The sequence below is a fragment of the Gordonia sesuvii genome (assembly GCF_036350415.1).
In the GTDB taxonomy this organism is placed as follows: domain Bacteria; phylum Actinomycetota; class Actinomycetes; order Mycobacteriales; family Mycobacteriaceae; genus Gordonia; species Gordonia sesuvii.
Map to the genome: position 1 here is coordinate 524,576 of NZ_JAZDUF010000003.1, position 21,826 is coordinate 546,401.

The following is a 21,826-nucleotide window of genomic DNA, read 5'->3' on the forward strand; positions in this document are numbered from 1 at the left end:
TTCGGCGCGGTGGTCCGATGAACTCGGTCGGTCATGTGGGCTGTCGATCCGGTTGCTGTCTCCGACCGCGTACCTGCGGAAGGGTCTTGAGCGCAGCGGCGACGGCTACATAGGCCGTCGTGAACACGGCTGCCGAGAGAAGGAACGGGAGGATTGCCGTTTCACGGGTGGTGGGCTGCGCCAGGATGCCGATCGGCACCGACGCGATCAGCCCCACTGCGGCGGCTGCATAGCCGGGTGCGACATTGGTCAGGTAGTCGCGGATCGGCACGTCCAACGCCAGGTGCACCAAGACGACACCCACAGCGACACCGAGGATCACCGCTGCCGCCGCCGCGACGACGACGCCGTGATAGCCGAACAGGAACCCCGCGGGGATGGCCAACACCAGGGCCAGCACGCAGGAGGCGACCGCGGACCAGATCAGCATCCGCATGCGGTCGATGGCCAGGGTCGCGGCGGTGCTGACTCCCGTCGCGACGTTGAACGTGAACGCCACCGACAGGATGACCGCCGCCCACAGCACGTCGCTGTTGGGTTCGCCCAACCAGAGCGGGATGGCACTGACCGATGTCGCCACCAACAGGAACGGCGCGAAGATCGACACCCCGCAATTGATCCGGACCAGTGGTAGGTAGGCGTCTCGGACGGCGCCGTCGCCGCCGGCGGCGAATCGCCGGGTCATGTGGGTGGTGAGGGCGACCGAGGCGATCGATCCGAATGCCCGCGCACCGAGCGCCAGCCGGCTGCCGAGGTCGTAGGCTCCCGCGGCCGCCGGACCGACGATGAACCCCAGGATCAGCTTGGGCGACTGGAACAGGACGATGTCGCCGATGCCGAGGACCTGCCCCTTCAACCCGAAAGCGATGACGTCGCGGGTGATCTCCGCGGTCGGGAGGCCGAGGGGGAAGTGGCGTTCGTCGATGAGCACGGCGGCAATCACCACCACCAGCCCGATGACCCCGCCCAGTGCGCTGGCGACCGCGAACGTGGCGAGTTCGGGTTCCACGATCAAACCGACGACACCGCCGACCGCGATCAACCCCGTCTGCACGGCCAGCCCAGCATTGCCGGCGATCATGCGTCCGCGCCCGAAGGCGGCAGCGGCGATCACCCGCGCGAGCATGCCGGTCACCAGGATCACCACAGCGGCCAACAGGAGCGTGCGTGCCAGCCCGACGGAGCCGGTGTGCAGCGAACCCTCGAACGCATACGCCGCCAACGCGCACAGAGCGATCAGGATGGCTCCGAGTCCGGCGGTCACCGCCAGGGCCACCCCCAGCACGGCGCGTTCTTCGCGCCGTTCACCACGGGCATGGTGCAGCGCCACGAAGCGGGTGACCGCCCGCGATACCCCGAGGTCGAACAGCGCGGCGTACTGAGCCAGTGCGCCGGTCACCGACCAAATGCCGTAGTCGTGCATCCCGAGCCGGAGCACGATGAAGGGGGTGACCAGTAGGTTGACGCCGTAACCGGCCACCAACGGCAGCATCTGGGCCGTGGTGCCTGCGCGCAGCGAGTGTTGTTGTGTGGGCGGCGACCCCGTCACGTCGGGATTGTCGTCGCCGGTGACGACCGTGGATCGGGCCACAAGCGGAAACTCTCGTTCAGTTGACTTCGAGGACTTTGGGATCGAACACGAGGACACCGTCGGCGCTGCCGTCGGCGCCGTACCGCGCGATCACCTCGTCCGGCAGCGGTTCGAAGGTGTCCGCGCGCAGGTAGTCCCGCACCGATGTGCCGGTGGAGCGCGAATCGACGTTCACGGGTCCGGCATCGGACAGCAGGTCGTCGATGTGCAGGGTGCGGAAGTCGAAACTGATACGTGCGGTGTCGGTTTCGTTGGGCACGGTGGAGTGCAGCTGGGCTCCCGAGAACGACAGGATGGAACCGGGATCCCCCACGACGCGCACGGCGGACCCTTCGGCTCCGGGTGCAGCCTTCGGGTGCGGCCGCGGATCGTGGGTCACGTACTTCGCGGCATCACGTCGCGAGGTGCGGTTCCATTCGTAGGCGTCGAAATCGGAGCTGCTGTTGTCGACCGGATGTCCCCAGAAGTCGGGGTGGAACTGCATACCGGTGTTTGCGGCGTTGCCGGCCACCGGAACCCACCAGTTGTTCTGGCAGTCCGGCGACGCGTACCAGGTGTCGCGGTGCGCGGCATAGTTGTAGCCCAGCCCCGAGGACAGATAGCTCGCGGTGGGTACCACCCGGAGTTTCGGCACGTCGAAGTAGGTCTTCGACGTGTCGGCTCCGAGATCCAGCAGGATCTCCCGCAACAGTTCCTTGCAGCGCCGGTGGTGGGTGAACGCGGGTTTCAGCGCGGCCAGCACACCCACGTACTCCTCGACGCCCATGTCCTGGTGGGCGGTCAACGGGTCTCGTCCGTCGAACGCCCGCGACACCATCTCCAAAGCGAAATCGGCCATGGCTTTGATGGAATCGCGGGGTGGTAGACAGAACACCGTCCCGGCATAGAGTTGTCGACGGCGGATGTGGTCGGGCAGAGCCGCTTCGGTGGATACGACGAATGGCATGAGAGCTCCTGACTATTGGTCGACGGCGGCAGGGCGGAAGATCTCGAGATGCGGTACGGGTGTGACGAACTGGCCGCCCCACTCACGGATGAACGCGAGATCCTCGACGATCTCGTCGCGCAGGTTCCAGGGCAGGATCAGCACGTAGTCGGGCTTGGCCGTCGCGATGAACGCGGGATCCTCGATGGGCAGACGGGTTCCGGGAAGGTACCTGCCCTGCTTGTGCGGGTTGCGATCGACGGTGCAGTCGATGAGGTCGCGGCCCACGCCGCAGTAGTTGAGCAGCGTGTTGCCTTTGGCCGGTGCACCGTAGGCCATCACGCGCTCGTTGCGTTCCCGTGCTGAGATGAGGAAGCTCAGCAGCTCACGCTTGGTGCGTTCGACCGAACGCGCGAAGCCGCGGTAGCCGTCCAACTGGTCGAGGCCGGATTCGGATTCCCTGCGTGCCAGCGCTTCCAGATGCTCCGACGGCGCGTAGCGGTCGGAGTCGTCGTGACAGGCGTAGATGCGCAACGAGCCACCGTGGGTGGACACCTCATCGACGTCGAACAGTCGCAGACCGTGCCGGGCGAAGACCTGCGTGACCGAGTGCAGGGAGAAATATGAGAAGTGTTCGTGATAGATCGTGTCGAACTGGGAGTGCGCAATCAGCTGCAGCAGATGTGGGAACTCCATCGTGATCCGACCGTCCGGCGCGAGCAGCAGTTTCATCCCGGCAACGAAGTCGTTGAGGTCCGGCACATGCGCCAGGACGTTATTGCCGATCAGGTGGTCGGCCTGTCGGCCCTCGTCGACCAGCTTCTCGGCGAGCTTGGTGCCGAAGAACTCGACCAAAGTGTCGATGCCGTTGGCACGGGCCACTTCTGCGACATTCGCTGCTGGTTCGATGCCGAGAACCGGGACGTCGTTGCGCGCGAAGTACTGCAGGAGGTAGCCGTCGTTGCTGGCGATCTCCATCACCCGCGTCGACGAGTCGATGTCGAAGCGGCGGGTCACCTGTTCGACGTAGGTTCGCGCATGCTCCAGCCAACTCGACGAGTACGAGGAGAAGTACGCGTAGTCGGAGAAGATCTCCTCGGGGGTCTCGAACTCCCCGAGCTGCACGAGCAGACATTCGCTGCAGACGTACGCGTGCAGCGGGTAGAAGATCTCGCCTCGGTCCGTGTTCTCGGGTGCGACATACGAATTGGCCATCGGCGACAGTCCGAGGTCACAGAATGTCTCGGTCAGTTCGGTCCAGCACGACCGGCATACGGGTGATGTCATCTCAGTCGTTCCAGATCTTCCAGGGGGCTTTGCCGCTATCCCAGAGGTCGTTGAGCATCACCTTGTCCCACAGGGTGTCCATGCCGCGCCAGAAGCCACCGTGCTGGTACGCCGACAGCTGACCATCGGCCGACAGCTTCTCGAGCGGTTGCCGCTCGAAGATCGTGTCGTCGCCGTCGATGTACTCGAGCAGCTTGGGTGAGGCGACGAAGAAGCCACCGTTGACCCAGCCAGAGCTGCCGTGCGGCTTCTCCTGGAACTGGGCGAGTCCGTCCTCGATGTCGAGCGTTCCGTACCGTGCCGGCGGCTGCACCGCGGTCACCGTCGCGACCGTGCCGTTGCGCTCGTGGGCGTCGATCACCGCGCGCACATCCAGGTCGGCGACGCCGTCGCCGTAGGTGAAGGTGAAGGTGTCGTCGCCGATGTGGTCACGCGCCCGCAGGAGGCGGCCACCGGTCATGGTCTCCATCCCGGTGTCGAGCAACGTCACCTTCCACGGTTCGCACTTGGAGCTGTGGGTACTGACGGCGCCGTCGCCGAGATCGACGGTGATGTCGGACATGTGCAGGAAGTAGTTGGCGAAGTACTCCTTGATCATGTATCCGCGGTAGCCCAGCAGGATCACGAACTCGTTGATGCCGGCGGCGCTGTAGATCTTCATGATGTGCCACAGGATCGGGCGTCCGCCGATCTCCACCATCGGCTTCGGGCGAGTCTGGGATTCCTCGCTGATCCGCGTCCCGCGTCCACCCGCGAGAATCACTGCTTTCACGATGGGTCCTCTCCGTTGTGGAGGATCTCGACGAAGGCGGTACACACTGCCTCGACCTGGTCCTCGGTGAGCATGAGCGCCGACGGAAGATTGATTGCCCGCGAAGCGATGTCGTAGGCGACGGGATTGTTCTTCGCAGCAGAAGCGGCGGTCTGATAGCCGTCGAACGCGGGCAGCGAACTCAGCGGCGGCAGGAACGGCCGGCTGTCGATCTGGTGTCGATCGAGCAGTTCCATCATCCGGCGGGTGGACAACCCGCGGGCGCGGTCGACCACCGCCGTGACCATCCAGCAGGTGTTGACCGCATCGGCTTGCGACGGGTTGAGTGTGACGCCGGGCAGGCCGGCCAACCGTTGCGCATACCAGTCGAAGATCTCCCGCTTCTTGTCCACCAGTTCGTCGATGCGGGCCAGCTGGGCGCGGCCGAAAGCCGCTTGCAGACTACTCATCCGGAACTTGTGGCCGATCTCGTCGGTAACGAAGAACTTGTGGTCGGCAGATGTGCGACCATGATCGCGGATGCGCGACATCCGTTCGTGGAGTTCGTCGTCGTCGGTGACGACCATGCCGCCCTCGCCCGTCGTCATCGTCTTGGTTCCGTGGAAGCTGAAGACGCCGATGTCACCCAGAGCTCCCGCCGGGACACCGTTTCGTGACGCACCGATCGCCTGGGCGGCGTCCTCGAGAATCGGGATGTCGCCGGCCACTTCTCGAATCCGCGTCATGTCGGGGGTGTTTCCGTACAGGTCGACGGTGACGATGAGCTTCGTTCGCGGTCCGATGACGCGGTGCAGGGAGTCGACGTCGAGACACCAACTGTGCGGATCGATGTCGGCGAACACCGGGGTCGCACCGAGGTAGACGATGGGCGCCGCCGAGGCCACCCACGTCGCCTCGGGCACTACCACTTCGTCGCCGGGTCCCACGCCGAGTGCCAGCATCGCGAGGTACAGCGCGGACGTGCCGTGCGGCACGGCGATCGCGTGGCGTCGACCGAGGTGATCGGCGAACTCACGCTCGAACAGCGGAACCGATCGCCCGGCATCGGCATACCAGTCGTTGGCGGCGGCTTCGCTGACGTAGCGCACCTCGAGGTCGGTGACCCAGGGGCCGGCGACCGGGATGCGCGGGCCGGTCGGATAGACGACCGGCGTGGACAGATCGGCAAGCTCGGTCATGCTGCACTCCAACGCAAGTCGGTCCCCAGCGACCCGGTGGCGCGCAGCCGCTGGATCTCGCGCAACCGGATATAGGACGGTCCCGCAAACATGTCGGCGGTCATCCCGCCCTGGCGGTAGGCCGCCCACAGCTGCTCGACACCCCGACGTACGGTCCATTGCGGCTGATAGCCGGGCACCATGCGGTGGATCTTGGTGAAGTCGACCCGGTAATCGCGGATGTCGGGTGATGCGTTCATGCCGAATCCGACGGCGCAGTCGGGGACGACGTCGGCCACGATGTCGGCGATCTGACGTACCTGGTAGTTCTCACCGGCGCGGCCGACGTTGAAGGCCTGATCGTGGATCGTTTCGGCCGGCGCGTCGAGCACCGCGGCGAACGCATCGGCGATGTCGAGGACGTGGACCAACGGTCGCCATGGTGTGCCGTCGCTTTCCATCAGGATTTTCCCTGAGGTGGCTGCGTGGGCGACGAGGTTGTTCACGACGATGTCGGCTCGCAGCCGACGCGAGAGTCCGTAGGCGGTGGCGTTGCGCAGGTACACCGGCGAGAACGTGTCGCACGCCAGCGTGTGCAGCTCCTCCTCCACTCGCACCTTGGATTCCCCGTACGGCGTCACCGGATTGAACTCGGCGTTCTCGTCGAGTTCCGCGTCGCCACCCTTGCCGTACAGGCTGCACGAGGACGAGAACAGGAAGCGACGGACACCGGCCGATTTCGCGGCCTCGGCCAGACTCACCGACGCGTCGAGGTTGATGTCGTACGTCAGTTGCGGATCGAGATCCGACAGTGGGTCATTGGACAGTGCGGCGAGATGGATCACCGCGTCGACGTCGAGTCCGGTCAGATCGGCGGCCGTCACGTCGCGCATGTCGACGTTCAGCGTCGGGACGTCGACCGGTGTGCCATGAAAGTCACAGTTGCCGAAAAGGTCGGTGTCCAAGCCGATCACGTCATGCCCGCGCGACTGCAGAACCGGAACCATCTCCGATCCCAGGTACCCCAGATGTCCGGTGACGAAAACCTTCATCACCGCACCTCGCAAACACTCTGCGGTCCAGGACAACTCGAACCCAGGAGGCGATCACACGGTGTCTGCGGATATTTGTGGCACGTCAAATTTACTGTCCTCCAGGGATTCTGGACGAAAGGATGTGGGCATGGTCGAGTACGGCTCGGCGATGAACCGGCTCGACGAAGAAGTGGTCAGGTCCAAATGTATGGACAGCCACCGCGGGCCACAATCAGATTCCGAGTGACAATTGACAGTCAACCGTTGTGTGCGCTGCTAGGGGGCATCGACGCACCCCCGAAGAGCGTGCACGTAAGCGTCACCACCGATCACGCGAGCGTCACAACTGGTCCCTGAGGAGCGAGCTTGCGAGCGCGCCGCCCTGAGTAGCGAGCCTGCGAGCGTATCGAAGGGTATCGAAGGGTCACGAAGGGGCCCTTCGTGACAGGCCTCCGCAAGCTCCGGCCTTCCTCAGGGACCAGGGGTTACCCAACGCACCAACCCTTCCCACCCCCGGTGAGGCCTCAGGGACCGATTGGCGTCAGGGCTGCAGCGACGCGAGAATCTCGGCCCGGATGTCCGAGGATGTGTGCGGCAGCCACATGGCCTGCACCGGCACGGTCGGCGACTCGTTGAGCTCGATGACGCGAATCCGGTTGCCGTAGAGCCACCCCGGTTCGTTGGTGACAAAAGCCGCGGCCTGTGGGTGCGCGATGACCGCGGTATGCGGTGGGGTACCCCGCAGTCGCGACACCGTGATCTGGGGCTCGAATCCGGCAGCCTGACAGATGGAGATCAGCAACCGGAGGTATTCGCTGTCTTCCTCCGGTTCGGCGACAGCGACCACGATCTCGTGGTCGGCCAGATCTGCCAGGCTGGCCCGATCCTGTTGGGCCAAAGGGTGATCGCTGCCGACGGCTAGCCGTAGGTGATGCCGGCCGGCGACGGTCCCGGCGAGGTCGGGTGGCGGCTGGATACCGCGTCGCAATGCCAGGTCGATCTGCCCGTCGAGCAGCGCGCTGCGAATCTGCTCGGCGAAGATGGGTCGCACCGTGATCGGCACCGACGGGTCGGCCACCACCACCGGCTCGATGATCGTGAAGACCTCCGACGGTGCGAGATTCGGCGTGTGGCCGATCACATACGGCGGTACGCTTTCTGCTCCGGCCGCTTGAACCTTGGCGGTCAGTTGATGGCCGCCGGCGAGAAGTGCTGCGGCACCGCGATACAGGGTCTCGCCGGCCGGGGTCAGCATCAGGCTGCGGCGTGTCCGCGAGAACAGCTCGACGCCGAGGTTTCGTTCGAGCTCCTTGATCGCCGATGATGCCGCCTGCTGCGTCAGGAACATCTTCTCGGCCGCCACCCGCAGGCTCGGCGCCTCGGCCACCGTCACGAACATACGCAGACGCCGCAGGTCCAGATCGTCTCGACTCTTCATCAACTCGTCCTTGTCAGTTGTCCACGACGCTGTGATTGTAGGTTGTGAGTTCCATACTTACATTGGTGGTGAGTTTTCCGGGAGTGCACTGCCCACAACCCGCACTTCGGATTTCGCCGTCCGTGCACTGCGTTGCGGACCGGAGCACACAGTCAGACGACCGGTTGGGGGATGATGACCGCGTACCGCAGCACCGGTCACGAGTCGCTCGCCGTCACCCGCCGCCGACGGCTCGGCCGCGATCGCGGTTTGCCTTTACTGAGCGCTTCCATGACCCGACGTGCATGGGCGCCGCGGTACGTGACCGCGATCGCGTTGACCGATGTAGCCGTGATTGCAGTGGCAGTCGTTGTGGCACAAGCCCTTCGGTTCGGCTCCGATCTGGAGTCCAACGACTTCGGCGGTGTCCATGGTGAGCCGCTGCTGGTCATGACCGTGTTGATCGCCGCCTGGCTGTTCTCGTTGCGGGTGTATCAAACCCTGGATCGACGCATCCTCGGCGACGGTCCGGAGGAATACAGCCGAGTGGCCACCGCGTGCCTGAGCGTCTTCGGGGTGCTCGCGATCCTCGTGCTGGTACTGCAACTGGATGTCTCCCGCGGATACTTCGCGTTGGCGTTGCCTTTGGGCACCGTCGGACTGTTGGTGTCGAGATGGGCGTGGCGCAGACAACTGAGCCGACAGCGGTCTCGCGGCATCGGATTGGAGCGGCTGCTGGTGGTGGGCGAGCCACAGTCGGTGGCCACGGTTACCGATCGGCTGAGCCAGGCTCCGGAGCAACCGTTCACGGTGGTCGGCGCGTGCATTCCCATCGACACCACGGCACGGTCGGCGGGCCGTAGGTCGGTGGGCGACGCCCACGTACCCGTCTATGGCGGCCTTGATGACGTGGCGACCGCAGCGGGCAGATGCGATGCGACGACTGTCGCCGTCACCTCCCCCGATGCTCTCGGTCACCGCGCCATGCAGGACCTGTCGTGGAATCTGCATCAGATGGACATCGACCTGCTGGTGGCTCCCGGCGTTGCCGACGTCGCCGGCCCACGCATGATGGTGCACCCCGTCGCCGGGCTGCCGCTTCTACACATCGACCGCCCGAGTTATGCCGGCGCCAATCGGTTCCGCAAGGGTTTTCTCGACCGGGTGGGCGCTGCGGCCCTTATGCTCGCCCTCTCCCCGCTGTTAGTTGGCATCGCGCTGGCGATCGTCGTCGACACCCGAGGTCCGGTCTTTCACCGATCGGTCCGCCAGGGCGTCAACAATCGGCCGTTCCGGATGTGGAAGTTCCGGTCGATGGTGCCCGACGCCGAAGCGTTGGTGGCCGATCTGGCCGACCGCGACGAGGGCAACGGACCGCTGTTCAAGATCCGCGACGACCCGCGCGTGACGCCGGTCGGCCGCGTCATCCGCCGATACAGCCTCGACGAGTTACCCCAGTTGTTCAACGTATTGGCCGGATCGATGAGTTTGGTGGGGCCGCGCCCGCCACTGCCGGCCGAAGTCGCCACCTACGACGGCCGGGTGGCCCGCCGCATGCTGGTCAAGCCGGGGATGACCGGACTCTGGCAGGTGTCCGGCCGGTCGAACCTGTCGTGGGAGGAATCCGTACGTCTCGACGTTTCCTATGTCGAGAACTGGTCGATCATGCAGGATCTGGTGATCCTGTGGCGCACCTTCCGGGCGGTAGTCGCAAAGGACGGGGCGTACTGACTCCGCGTCCGATCATTCGACGTCGCCGCGGCGTATCGGCCCGCAGCACTGACATCACCGTTCGAACGCCCCAGATGCGGGTTCGGGCTTGCCGAACAGGTACCCCTGCGCGAGGTCGAACCCCAGGTCGACGACCGCCGCCCGGACCTCCTCGGTTTCGACCCCCTCTGCGAGGGTGGTCATCCCGGTCGTGCGCGCCATGTCGCAGATAGCCTGCACGACGGCACGATCCGACGCGTCGTCGATCACTCCGGAGATGAGACCGCGATCCACCTTGAGCACGTCGACCGGCAGATCCCGCACATACCGCAGTGCGGAGTAGCCGGCGCCGAGGTCGTCGACGCAGATCGTGCAGCCGAGCTCGTCGAGTCCTTCGATTGCACGCGCGGCGGCACTGCCGAGCCTGATCACTTCGTCCTCGCGTACCTCGATCCACACCCGCTGCGAGGCCACGCCATTCGCCGCGATCAGCTCACCGATATAGGTGACGATGTCGTCGGCCCAGAGCTGCTGCGCTGACAGGTTGATCGAGATGAACGCGTCGTCACCGAAGACTGGGGTGATCTCACCGGCCAAGTTGCGGATCGCCGTGCCGATCGCATGTTCCCCGATCGGCACGATCAGTGAGGTCGCCTGCGCCGCCTGCAGAAAGGACTGCGGGGTCAGCACGGCGGAATCGACGTACCACCGCAGCAAGGACTCGAACCCGACCGGACTGCGGTCGTCGGGGCGAACGATCGGTTGATAGTGCAGACGGAAGTCTTCTGGTCGCGCCGCGGCCAGCCGGTTGCCGATCTCCACCTGTTCGCGCACCAGCGGCAGCGTCTCAGCGTCGGCGAAGACGACATGATGCTGCCTGATGAGGGCGAAACACATCGCCGCATCCGCACACCGGACCAGGTCACTGTGGTCGCCGATGGCGGGTAGTTGGTCTCGCACGGCGACGCCCATGCACACGTCGAGAAAAGTGGTCTGTCCGTCGACATCGACCGCGTGTGCGCCCGAACGGACGCGGGACGCCGTGACGAACGCTTCCGGGTCCCCGTCCATCGGGGACAGAGCGATGAGCCATTCCAGATCCGAGCGTCTGTCGAAACTGCTGTGTGGACTGAGCGGCTTGAGGACACGGTCGATGAACCGTTCGGCCATCGCGGCCGAGGTCGGATGCCCGTACGCGGTGGCCGCGCGGTGATAGGGATCTGCGCAGAAGGCGATGACCGCCGCTTCTGAGGCACTGATTTGACCTCTGCGGATGGGCTCACCCATGTGCATCCCCCGAGTCTATGTGCTGGACGTCCACTTCCCCCGGATCTGGCGATGGCGCCGAGTCGCCGCGGACTCAGTTGCTGAGATAAACAAAGCATGTGCGGCGATCCACCCCACAGCTCAATACATTGGAGTATTGTTGATCGCCGGGTCGCCAGATGCGACATCCTGCGTTAGTCTCTAATCGCTGATCTGTTCGTTTCGAAAGCGGCCATAGCTGTCCTTGAATTCGTTTCGTTCACAAAGCATTACAGACTAAAATGCGCGGTCGGGGTCGCCGGGGGCAGAATTATGACCTTTTTCAAGCAGCTTCTCGACCGCTACGATGCCCGTTCGCTGGCCACTCTGATCAGTACCGGCGGCGTGCTCCCGCTGCCAATCGTCGCAGTCCTCGCACCGGACACCCTGCGGCCCGGTGGCATGGTGTTGCTGTTCGTGATCTGGGGGTTCATCGCTGCCGTCTTCGTGGTGACCGCGTTGCGCAGTCACCTCACCGACGCCGAGTTCGCCGTCCTCGGCGGGATGGGCATCATCGGCATCTGCGGCACCGCCCTGATCTTGTCCTACAAGACGTCGGCAACCGCCGTTCTCGCGCTGGTCGCGGTGATCCCCACCATCGCCGCCATCTCGCCGTCGATTCCGCTGGTGCTCGGGTTGTCCTCTCTGGCCATCGTGGGGGCGATCATGGTGTTGGGGATGATCGCCACAACATCGGCCGCGCTCATCATCGGCATCGGCGCCGTCGGCGGCACCATTGTTGTACCGGTCTTCCTGGTGATCGCCCTACGCCGGTCGCTGGAAGCCACACTCGAACGTCAGACGCAGCTCAGCGGCATCGACCCACTGACCGGGCTGCTCAACCGCCGCGGATTCCTCAGCCGGGTCTCCCAGCTCCTGTCTGCTGCGCACGTCTCGAACGGTTGGATCGGAATCCTTCTGATGGACATCGATCACTTCAAACGTGTGAACGATCGACACGGCCACATCGCGGGCGACGGCGTGCTGCTCACCACCGCCGCGGCGATCCGGGAGGTCGCGCCTCCTGGATCGGTGGTCTGCCGCTTCGGCGGTGAGGAATTCCTGGTGTTCAGCGTGGTCCGCGATGAGGCCGAGCTCCGCGCATCCGCCGACCGTGTCCGGATCGCGGTATCGGAGGCCACTCCGGTGACCATGAGTGTCGGCGGGGTCTGCGCTCCGCTGATCGCTTCGATCCGGACCCGGGCGGCACCCACCGACGACGTCGTTGCCATGATGCTCGACCGCGCCGATCATTGCGTTTATCAGGCCAAGACCCAGGGCCGTGACCGGTCCGTCGTCGAACCGATGGACCCGGTGCTCTGGCGCCGACCGCCGGCCGAACGAACCGCGGACAAGCGCGCAGACGCCGCCCTCCAGTACACCGTCCTAGAACTCTTCACCCGCGAGCTCGGTCCGAATCATCAAGCTGCCAAACGTAACTGAGTCAGATCCGACGTCCGGAGCGCATCGGCCTCGGCACGCATGCGCGACCACGTCGCGGGCGTCGTGAATTCGGACAGCCGAGCACGGTCCCACCACATCAGCTGGGTGCGATAGCGGTCGTCGGGAAACGGGGTCGGCGGGATCGACACAGCAACGCGGCCGCCGCCGGATTCCCACCGTTTGAGCACATGATCGGCCGCCGTCGCCATCATGTGCCCGACCCCGGCCAGCTCCATGATCGGCAGACCGAGCCGCGACAGCTGACCCGCGACGTCGCGGGCGACCGGCGAACGTTCATCGACCCACGCGGTCTTCACCTCCACCACACCCTCGTCGAGTCGGGCGTCGATCTCGTTCACGAGGGACTGCCGACCCGGCTGCCCCGCCCACTCCTCCAGGGCATGGGACTCAGCCGCATGCTCGAAACGGTGCTGCACGCGAAGTCCACCGATCACTTTGCGCTCCTCGCCGAGGATGGCGAAGAACCGGGCCGTACTGGTGCCATCGACCACCAGGTCGTAATCGAGTGCGGCAGCGCATCCGTGTCGGGTGTAGGCCTGCGCTGCGCCCCGCATATAGCGTTCCCACAGCCGGGGTTCGGCACGCGGGGTGGCGGTCACCAGCAAGTAGTCGTCGGTACGGAGGAAACCGGTTCGAACAGAAGCCGGAACGGAGCAATCGCTGTTGTCGAGAATCGCAGGCACGGTTGGGTCAACCTCTCATCAGTTCACATTTGAGACGAATGACTGCGCGGAACTGATTCGCAGCTTGCGATACTGCTCAGTATGCGGCGTCATGAGGCATGAATTTACCCGGATTGGCAGCGTGGCGAAGCATTGTTGCGTGAGCGAAGATATGACTATGCAGAACCCCGACGGCGCCGTCGCGACCATCTACACCGGAGACACGGTGCCCGCAGACCTGCTCTCCGACCCGACCGTTTCGGTGCTGGACATCACCGAATCGTCGGCGGCGGCCTTCGCCGGGCTCTTACAACGGTCGTTGAACGATCTCTTCGATGAACCGCCACGGTATGCGCACTTTCCGTGGCGTCGGACCCTGGTCAGGATTCCCGGCCCGGACGCCTATCGGCGACTGCGACTCGACCGCAACCGCCACAAGATGACGCTCGCCGATCTGGACCGCGCCGCCCGGCTCCGGATCGGCATCGTCGGCTTGAGCGTCGGCCATTCCATCGCATTGACACTCGCGTTGGAAGGTCTCGGCGGCGAATTACGATTGGCTGATTTCGACACACTTGAATTGACGAACATGAATCGAGTGCCGAGTTCGGTCACCGATGTCGACACGAACAAATCGGTGATCGCGGCACGCCGTATTGCGGAGATTGATCCCTATGTTCGAACCTTTTGTTTTACCGATGGAATAACGTCGGAGAACATTGATGATTTCATCGACGGACTCGATCTCGTCATCGAAGAGTGTGATTCCTTCGATGTGAAGGTGTTGGTGCGAGACCGCTGCCGAGAACTCGGCATACCCGTGGTGATGGAGACCAGTGACGGCGGCACCCTTGATGTGGAACGCTTCGACCTCGAACCGCAACGTCCGCTGTTCCATGGTCTCGTCGGAGATCTGCGGGCCGCCGACCTGAGGGGTCTCGATCGGGCCGCGACGACCCCGCTCGCGGTCAAGGTGCTGGAGCCGGCGAAGGTGACCGCAGCGATGGCCGCCTCCGCGCTGGAACTCGGCCAGACCGTCACGGCATGGCCGCAGCTGGGTGGCGATGTGCTGCTCGGCGGGGCCACGGTCGCGGCCGCCGTCCGACGCTTCGTGCAGGGCCGGCCACTGCCGTCGGGCCGGGTGCGGTTCGATCGCGACGCGTGGCTCGACGGCCTCATCGATCCCGCCGCACCGCAGACGACGTCGGCTGACCGCCCTGCAGCCGTAGCGACGTCCGCCACCGACTCGCCGGTCGTCGAGTCGATGTCCGTGCCCGACCTGATGGCCTACGCGGCATCGTGGGCGCCGTCGGCGGGCAATCAACAGCCTTGGCAGATCCACACCGACGAACACTCAGTCACCATCGCGCTCGACCCGACGCGCACCTCGATCCTCGACGTCGACCACCGGGCATCAGCCGTCGCTGTGGGAGCAGCCGCCTACAACGCCCGAGTGGCTGCCGCAAGCCGCGGACTGTCGACGCAGACTCAAGTCGTCGGCGCAGGCGACCGGCTCGGTGTGCGGATCACGCTCGACCCCAACGATTCGGCCGCCGACGTCACGCCCGCCATCATGGACCTGTCCGCGATACTCGAGCGACACACTCATCGCGGGCGCGGGGACGCTTCGCCGATATCGGCAGCCGATGCCGAACGGGTGGCCACCGCGGCCGACACCGACCACACGCGGGCCATCGTGCTCACCGATCGGGCGGACATCGAGCGCTACGCGGCGATCGCGGCACACTCGGATCGCATCCGATTCCTCACGCCCGAGCTGCATCGCGAGATGTTCGCCGAGCTGACCGACATTCCCGACGACCCCACTGGCATCGACGTCGAGTCACTCGCGCTGCCGCCGGCGATGAAGGGCATGCTCGATGTGCTAGCACGGGCCGACGTGATGGCCCTGCTCGACCAGTGGGACGCCGGCGAGGCGTTGGGGGCCGACGCCGCCGCCCGGGTGATGTCGTCGTCGGCGCTGGTCATCCTGGTGCAGGACAGTGATGACCTTGCGGCCTACGTGAACTCCGGTCAGCTCGTTCAGCAGGTGTGGGTGATCGCGGAATCGCTGGGCTTCGCGGTGCATCCGGTGACCCCGACGTTCCTGTATGCCACCGATGACACGACCGTGCGCGGGCTGTCCTTTCGGCACGGCGATGACCTCGTCGGCCTGCGCCGTTCGATGTTGGCCGCCTGGCCCATACGTGACGGCGAGGTTCCGACGATTGTCCTCCGGCTCTCGCGCACCGACGAGACGCCGGCGCGGAGCCGGCGCGAACCGGCCGGTCGCTGATCAGCCCCCGATGATCCCCCGCAGAACCTCCATGTCGGCGACCCGCTCCTTGTGGGTTCCCGCCACCGACGACGCCAGCAGACAGGTCACACCCGCCGACCGGAACGCCGCCGCCCGCTCCTCGACCTCCGAGCGCGAACCGATCAGCGACATGGAGTTCACCAGGTCGGCGGGCACCGCCTCGGCGGCCTCGTTCTTCTTCCCGTCGAGGTAGAGGTCCTGGATGAGCTTGGCCTCTTCGACGTAGCCGTAGCGCTGGGCGAGGGTGTTGTAGAAGTTCTTGCCGCGCGCACCCATGCCACCGATGTAGAGGGCGGCGTGGTGACGCACGAGGGTCTTGGCGTTCTCGATCTCCTGCGCGTCGTCGGAGATGCGGGCGGTGGCCTGCACGACGATGCCGAGTTCGCCCAGCGACGGATCGCGCTTGGCCTTGCCAGCGCGCAGCGACTCACCGAAGGCGGCATCGATCTGCTCGGGGTGGAACAGGATCGGCTGGAACTCCTCGAACAGCTCGGCGGCCAGTTCGGTGTTCTTCGGGCCGATCGCGGCGAGCAGCATGGGGATACGCTCGCGGGTGGGGTGGTTGATGATCTTCAGTGCCTTACCGAGGCCCGAGCCGCCGTGCTCCTCGTCGAGCGGCAGGGTGTAGTGCTTGCCCTGGTAGTCGGTCTTGTCGCGGCGCCACACCATCCGGCAGATCTCGGCGTGCTCACGGGCGCGGCCGACCGGGTAGTCGTACTTGACGCCGTGGAAACCCTCGATGACCTGCGGGCCGGACGCGCCGATGCCGAGCACCACCCGCCCGTCGCTGATGTAGTCGAGGCCGGCAGCGGTCATCGCCAGGTTGGTGGGGGTGCGCGAGTACATCGGCAGGATGCCGGTCTGCAGCTCCATCTTCTCGGTCTTGGCGGCGATGTAGCCGAGCTGGCTGACCGCGTCGAAGCTGTACGCCTCCGGCACGGTGATCCGCTCCACGCCGGCCGCTTCGTAGTCGACGAGGTTGTTGATGGTCTCGCGGAAGTCGCCCGCGTAGTTGATCGGCATGCCAAGCTTCATCGCAGTCATGGTCGGATTCTTCCACAGCGGCACTTCGGGCCACCAGACCCGGGTTAACGCTCGTTAGAGAAGAATCTCACCGTTGACCGCGGCCTACGATGGGTGCGTGCCCGCGCCGACAGAACCCGGTATTTCGCCGACGGAACCCCTTTTTTCGCCGACAGAACCCGGTTTCGCGCCGACAGAACCCACCACCCCCGGGGAAGACCGCTGAGTCCGCTGCTGCACGCCCTCCATCTCCCCGCTCGGCCCGAGATCCTCGACCGCCGCGCGGAGCTGTCGGCGATCCTTGACGGTTCCGCCGCCTACGTCCCGGTCCCCGACGACCCCCGCGAGACCGCACTGCTGCGCGACGCCCTCGCCGTCGGCGAACCGATCGGCGACGATATCTCCCTCGTCATCACCACCTCCGGCACCACCGGGACACCCAAGGGCGCCCAACACACGCCCGCCACCCTCGTCGCGTCCGCGCAGGCAACCACCGAACGTCTCGGTGGTCCGGGCAACTGGCTCCTCGCTCTCGCGCCGCATCATATCGCCGGCCTTCAGGTTCTGTTGCGGGCGTTGGCATCCGGCCACACGCCCGCCGTCCTCGACGTCACGGACGGTTTCGACCCGGACGCCTTCGCCCGCGCCCTCGACGCCCTCGACGGCCCCCGCCGCTACACCTCACTCGTGCCGACCCAACTCATCAAGGTCCTCGACTCCCCATCTGCGACGACAGCGCTCGCCAACTCCGACGGCCTGCTGGTCGGCGGGGCCGCGACCCCGCCGGCACTGCTGCGCCGGGCCGTCGACGCGGGCATCCCGATCATCCGCACCTACGGCATGAGTGAAACCGCCGGTGGCTGCGTCTACGACGGCGTTCCGCTGAACGGCGTGCGCATCCGCATCGACGACCCGAACCCCGAGGGTGTCGGCCGCGTCATCCTGGGCGGCCCGATGATCGCGCACGGCTACCGCAACCGCCCCGACCATCCCGCGTTCGCCGACCCGAGCTGGTTTCGCACCGACGACCTGGGCACCGTCGACGACGACGGTGTCCTGTCGATCGTCGGCCGGGCCGACGAGGCGATCACCTCGGGCGGATTGACAATCGTGCCGCAGGTGGTGGAGGCCGTGATTCTCGACGACCCGGCGGTCCGGGAATGCGCCGTCGTCGGGCTCCCCGATGACCGGCTCGGCGAGAAGGTGGTCGCATTCGTGGTCACCTCCGACTCGGTGCCGCTCGACGTGGATCGCATCAGAGGTGCGGTGACTGACCGATTCGACCGTTATGCCGCGCCTCGGGACGTCATCGAACTCGATGCGCTACCCACCCGCGGCCCGGGCAAGATCGATCGGCGGGCGCTGCGGGCCCGCTTCACCTAATCCCGCGCATTAATGGCCAGTTCCGCATGTGTTTCCGCGCACACCGCGACCAACCCCCTCGTCAGGCGTTTGCCACCCCACTTTCTCGGGTAGAAACGACCCATACCCCGCCGCGAGAAAGCGACCACCACCATGCGCGACTTCCTGTGCCACAACTGCGGACAGCGCTTGTCCTTCGAGAACAGCCAGTGCCTGAATTGCAAGAAGGAGCTCGGCTTCTGGCTCCCCACGCGCACCATCTACACCCTCGACGACAAACAGCAGACCGAGATCGACGGCACCCTGGTCGAGCGCTGCGAGAACACCAAAGTCGCGCAATGTAATTGGCTGGTCACCTGGACGGGGACACCGACGCTGTGTGAGTCGTGCCGACTCACCCGGACCCGCCCGCAGGACACCGACGTCGAGGCGATGGCCGAGTACGGGCGCGCCGAGACCGCCAAACGGCGACTCATCCTGGAGCTCGACGAGTTGGGCCTGCCGATCATCGGGCGCGACGAGAACCCGGAGACCGGCCTGGCCTTCGACCTGCTGTCGAGTTCGCAACAATCGGTCATCACCGGCCACGACAACGGCCTGATCACCCTCGACCTCGCCGAGGGCGACGACGTGCACCGCGAACAGCTACGCGTGGAACTCGAGGAACCGTACCGGACCCTGCTCGGACATTTCCGGCACGAGATCGGGCATTACTACCAGCTCGTCCTCATCGACGACAAGGTCCGCGCCCGGTTCGAGGAACTGTTCGGCAACCCCGACGACGACTACCAGGCGGCGCTGGACCGCCACTACTCCGAGGGCGCGCCGGAGGGCTGGACCCAGAACTATGTGTCCTCCTACGCGACGATGCACCCGGCCGAGGACTACGCCGAGACGTTCGCGCACTATCTGCACATCCGCGACACCCTCGACACCGCCGCCGCGTTCGCCATGGCACCGGCCGGGTCCACCCTGGAGAGCGTGCTGCCCGGCGACGTCGGGTTCGAGCAACTCATCGACTGGTGGCTACCGCTGACCTGGGCGCTCAACCAAATCAACCGCTCGATGGGCCATCCCGACCTCTACCCGTTCGTGCTGCCGCCGGCGGTGCTCGACAAGATCCGATTCGTGCACAACCTGATGTCGTCGACCTGAGCCGCAGTCGGCGTCAGCAGGTCACCGCGCTCGACGATATGCCCGCACGGCCAGATAGCCGAACACGATGGTCAGCCCGACCGACCAGACGACCGTGATCGCGGCGTCGGCTCCGAGCACCGACTCGCCCGAGGTCGTCGCGTCGCGCATGGCGCCGATGACGTGCGACACCGGATTCGCCGACGCGACGGGCTGGGCCCAGCCGGGCAGGTCCTCGAGGGGCACCATGCCGGTCGACAGAAACGACAGCACCAGCATCACGGCGTTGAGCATGGACGCCGCGCTCTCGGCGGAGTCGGCGATCATGGCGATGAACACCATGAACCAGGCGATCCCGAAACCGAAGATCAGCGGCAGCACGATGTAGATGACGACGCCGGCAGGCCCGTTGTCGAAGCGGAAGCCGAGGGCGATCGCCACGATCGTCACCAGCAGTAGCGTCACCAGGTTGCGGCCGATGTCGGCGATGATGCGGCCGGCCAGCGGCGCCACCGGTGAGATGGGCAGCGTGCGCAGCCGGTCGTCGAAGCCCGAGATCCGGTCCTGTTGTGCGGCAACCGCCGTGGAGATGGCCCCGAAAGCAACACCCATCGTGACGAACAGCGGCGTCGCGAACTGGACGTAGTCGGAGACACCGGCCCCCGGCATCACCACCGACCCGAACGACACCGACAGCAGCAACAACAGGATGATCGGCATGAACGCCGAAGTGGACAAAGTCATCGGCGAGCGCACCATCAAGGTCACGCCCCGGCGGGTCATCACGGCGATGTCGGTGGTCATGACACCTTCCCGAACACGCGCGGCGCCAGCAGTCCGAACACCACCAACGACCCGGCCATCCACAACAGGGCGATGCCGACCGTGGCCGGCACATCGGTGAACCCGTCCGTCGACACCGCGCGCAGCGCCTCGGTGATGCACGACAGCGGCTGGTACTCGACGATCGGTTGCAGCCAGCCCGGGTAGGCCTCTTTCGGCACGAACAGTGTGGAGACCAGCAGCATCGGGAAGTAGATGACACCGCCGATCGCCTGGGCGGGTTCCGGTGCCGCCAAGCGGAATCCGAGCACCAGGTACGGCAGGCAGATCGCCGCGGCCGCCACGATCACGAGGGCGAAGAACCCGAGCACCCCCAGCACGCCGGTCTCGAAGCGGAAACCGAATCCGTAACCGACAGCGACCAATACGACACAGCTGATCACCGACCGCACGACCTCGCCGATCAGCAGCGACAGGATCGGGGCGGGCCGCGCGATCGGCATCGCCCGCAAACGTTCCACCATTCCCGACGACGCGTCCTCGGCCGCCCAGATCGACCCGGACATCGCCGCGAAGAACGCCGACTGCACCACGATCGCCGACATCATGTACTGCGGATAGTCGAGGCCGGCGCGTTCCATCACGCGCCCGAACACGGTCAGGAACAGCACCGCGAAGATGACCGGCAGCACGATGCCACCCATGATCGACGCCGGGCGACGGGCCATCAGCCGCAGGTGGCGGCCGGTGAGGGCGAGGCTGTCGGCGACCAGCGCCGGTTTCGCCTCCGGCACCGGCGGCGCGACGGTGGTGGTCATGAGGCGTCCACGGCAGGCGCATCCGACGACGTCGCCGAACCGGTCAAGGCGAGGAAGACGTCGTCGAGCGTCGGGTGGCGCAAGCTGATGTTGTCGGGAATCAGGCTCTGCTCGTCGAGGACCCGGACGACGTCGAACAACGTCGATGCACCGTCGGCGGGCACGATCACCTGCGTCTCGGTATGCGTGACCTCCCACCGCGACGCGAGTACCCCAGCCACCCGATCCCGCAAGTCCTCGCCGACCGCAACCTCACACACCGCGCCGCCGACAACCTCCTTGAGCCGCGCCGGCGTGCCCTCGGCGATGACGGTGCCCTTGTCGATGACGACGATGCGGTCGGCGAGCTCGTCGGCCTCGGCCAGGTACTGCGTGGTGAGAAACACCGTGACGCCCTCGGACCGCAGCTGACGGACCACGTCCCACAACATGTTTCGACTGCGCGGGTCCAGGCCGGTGGTCGGCTCGTCGAGGAACAGCACTCGGGGACGCCCGATCATGGAGGCCGCCAGATCGAGGCGCCGACGCATCCCGCCGGAGTAGGTGACGGTGCGGCGGTCGGCGGCGTCGGCCAGGGAGAACGCCTCGAGAAGTTCATCGGCCCGACGGGCGGCGTCGCGCGCGCCGAGCTTGAACAGGCGCCCGAACAGCACCAGGTTCTCCCGCGCGGTCAGGTTTCCGTCCAGCGCCGCGAACTGTCCGGTGAGTCCGATCAGCGGCCGGACCTTTGCCGGGTCATGCAGCACATCGATCCCGGCGACCCGCACCTCGCCCGCGTCCGGGCGCATCAGCGTGGTGAGGATGTTGATGGTGGTGGTCTTCCCGGCGCCGTTCGGTCCCAGGACGCCGAGAATCTCGCCCTCGGCGACCTCGAGGTCGAGCCCGCGCAGGGCTTCGACCTCTTTGAAGGACTTGTGCACACCCTTGGCTTCGACGATCACGTGCGACCTTCGTCTCTGTAGTCCGGCACCTGAGCAGTCAGGCACCTGGAGTTAGGTTACCCTTACTCGGCGTACCGTATCACCGGGTCAACGGGTCCTCAATGCCTTGCTTGCCGCATTTCGG

The 21,826-nt window shown here is 65.7% G+C and carries 18 protein-coding genes; 5 read left to right on the forward strand and 13 right to left on the reverse strand.

Translation table 11 applies throughout. The features are described from left to right. Window positions 1–31 precede the first annotated feature (31 nt). From VZC37_RS13270 to VZC37_RS13300, 7 genes are all read right to left on the reverse strand, one after another. The gene (locus VZC37_RS13270) at window positions 32–1,591 is read right to left on the reverse strand and encodes a lipopolysaccharide biosynthesis protein (RefSeq protein WP_330433022.1); all 1,560 of its coding nucleotides are present in this window, start codon (window positions 1,589–1,591) and stop codon (window positions 32–34) included. A 16-nt stretch (window positions 1,592–1,607) separates the two neighbouring features. Further along, window positions 1,608–2,537 (reverse strand): 2OG-Fe(II) oxygenase family protein, encoded by a 930-nt coding sequence (locus VZC37_RS13275; RefSeq protein ID WP_330433023.1) that lies wholly within the window; start codon window positions 2,535–2,537, stop codon window positions 1,608–1,610. A gap of 12 nt (window positions 2,538–2,549) precedes the next feature. Continuing rightward, the gene (locus tag VZC37_RS13280) at window positions 2,550–3,803 is read right to left on the reverse strand and encodes a class I SAM-dependent methyltransferase (protein WP_330433024.1); all 1,254 of its coding nucleotides are present in this window, start codon (window positions 3,801–3,803) and stop codon (window positions 2,550–2,552) included. A gap of 1 nt (window position 3,804) precedes the next feature. Continuing rightward, window positions 3,805–4,575 (reverse strand): glucose-1-phosphate cytidylyltransferase, encoded by a 771-nt coding sequence (rfbF, locus tag VZC37_RS13285; protein WP_330433025.1) that lies wholly within the window; start codon window positions 4,573–4,575, stop codon window positions 3,805–3,807. Beyond that, a complete protein-coding gene (locus VZC37_RS13290; protein ID WP_330433026.1) occupies window positions 4,572–5,753 on the reverse strand; it encodes a DegT/DnrJ/EryC1/StrS family aminotransferase in 1,182 nt (393 codons plus the stop codon). Before VZC37_RS13290 ends, rfbF begins: the two co-directional genes overlap by 4 nt. Beyond that, entirely contained in the window at window positions 5,750–6,784 is a 1,035-nt protein-coding gene (locus VZC37_RS13295) for an NAD-dependent epimerase/dehydratase family protein (RefSeq protein ID WP_330433027.1), read from the reverse strand. The genes VZC37_RS13290 and VZC37_RS13295 overlap by 4 nt, the downstream gene beginning before the upstream one ends. Before the next feature lie 523 nt (window positions 6,785–7,307). Continuing rightward, entirely contained in the window at window positions 7,308–8,204 is an 897-nt protein-coding gene (locus VZC37_RS13300; protein WP_330433028.1) for a LysR family transcriptional regulator, read from the reverse strand. Window positions 8,205–8,474: 270 nt separating this feature from the next. Here VZC37_RS13300 and VZC37_RS13305 point away from each other — a divergent pair, with 270 nt between their 5' ends. Next, a complete protein-coding gene (locus VZC37_RS13305) occupies window positions 8,475–9,914 on the forward strand; it encodes a sugar transferase (protein WP_330433029.1) in 1,440 nt (479 codons plus the stop codon). Between the two features lie 54 nt (window positions 9,915–9,968). Here VZC37_RS13305 and VZC37_RS13310 read toward each other — a convergent pair whose 3' ends face one another. Beyond that, complete coding sequence (locus VZC37_RS13310; protein ID WP_330433030.1) at window positions 9,969–11,186, reverse strand: EAL domain-containing protein; 1,218 nt, start codon at window positions 11,184–11,186, stop codon at window positions 9,969–9,971. A gap of 285 nt (window positions 11,187–11,471) precedes the next feature. Here VZC37_RS13310 and VZC37_RS13315 point away from each other — a divergent pair, with 285 nt between their 5' ends. Then, window positions 11,472–12,641 carry a GGDEF domain-containing protein gene (locus VZC37_RS13315; protein WP_330433031.1) on the forward strand — a complete coding sequence of 390 codons (1,170 nt, stop codon included), beginning with the start codon at window positions 11,472–11,474 and terminating at the stop codon, window positions 12,639–12,641. On the opposite strand, the gene VZC37_RS13320 is transcribed toward VZC37_RS13315, so the two are convergent. Then, a complete protein-coding gene (locus VZC37_RS13320; protein WP_330433032.1) occupies window positions 12,620–13,261 on the reverse strand; it encodes a hypothetical protein in 642 nt (213 codons plus the stop codon). The two genes, VZC37_RS13315 and VZC37_RS13320, sit on opposite strands and share 22 nt — an antisense overlap. A 241-nt stretch (window positions 13,262–13,502) precedes the next feature. Between VZC37_RS13320 and VZC37_RS13325 the strand changes: the two genes are divergently transcribed. Further along, on the forward strand, window positions 13,503–15,620 hold the full coding sequence (locus VZC37_RS13325; RefSeq protein ID WP_330433033.1) for an Rv1355c family protein: 2,118 nt from the start codon (window positions 13,503–13,505) through the stop codon (window positions 15,618–15,620). Here VZC37_RS13325 and VZC37_RS13330 read toward each other — a convergent pair whose 3' ends face one another. After that, window positions 15,621–16,685, reverse strand: coding sequence for an LLM class F420-dependent oxidoreductase (locus tag VZC37_RS13330; RefSeq protein ID WP_330433034.1), 1,065 nt, complete (start codon window positions 16,683–16,685; stop codon window positions 15,621–15,623). 246 nt (window positions 16,686–16,931) lie between these two features. Between VZC37_RS13330 and menE the strand changes: the two genes are divergently transcribed. Both menE and VZC37_RS13340 read left to right on the forward strand, forming a co-directional pair. Continuing rightward, entirely contained in the window at window positions 16,932–18,047 is a 1,116-nt protein-coding gene (gene menE / locus VZC37_RS13335) for an o-succinylbenzoate--CoA ligase (RefSeq protein WP_330433151.1), read from the forward strand. A gap of 132 nt (window positions 18,048–18,179) precedes the next feature. After that, window positions 18,180–19,181, forward strand: a complete 1,002-nt coding sequence (locus VZC37_RS13340; protein WP_330433035.1) for a zinc-binding metallopeptidase family protein — start codon at window positions 18,180–18,182, stop codon at window positions 19,179–19,181. 21 nt (window positions 19,182–19,202) lie between these two features. Here VZC37_RS13340 and VZC37_RS13345 read toward each other — a convergent pair whose 3' ends face one another. From VZC37_RS13345 to VZC37_RS13355, 3 genes are read right to left on the reverse strand one after another with little or no spacing between them, the layout of a single operon-like run. Next, window positions 19,203–19,964 (reverse strand): ABC transporter permease, encoded by a 762-nt coding sequence (locus VZC37_RS13345; RefSeq protein ID WP_330433036.1) that lies wholly within the window; start codon window positions 19,962–19,964, stop codon window positions 19,203–19,205. Continuing rightward, window positions 19,961–20,761, reverse strand: coding sequence for an ABC transporter permease (locus tag VZC37_RS13350; RefSeq protein WP_330433037.1), 801 nt, complete (start codon window positions 20,759–20,761; stop codon window positions 19,961–19,963). Before VZC37_RS13350 ends, VZC37_RS13345 begins: the two co-directional genes overlap by 4 nt. Continuing rightward, complete coding sequence (locus tag VZC37_RS13355) at window positions 20,758–21,702, reverse strand: ATP-binding cassette domain-containing protein (RefSeq protein ID WP_330433038.1); 945 nt, start codon at window positions 21,700–21,702, stop codon at window positions 20,758–20,760. The genes VZC37_RS13350 and VZC37_RS13355 overlap by 4 nt, the downstream gene beginning before the upstream one ends. Window positions 21,703–21,826: the final 124 nt, after the last annotated feature.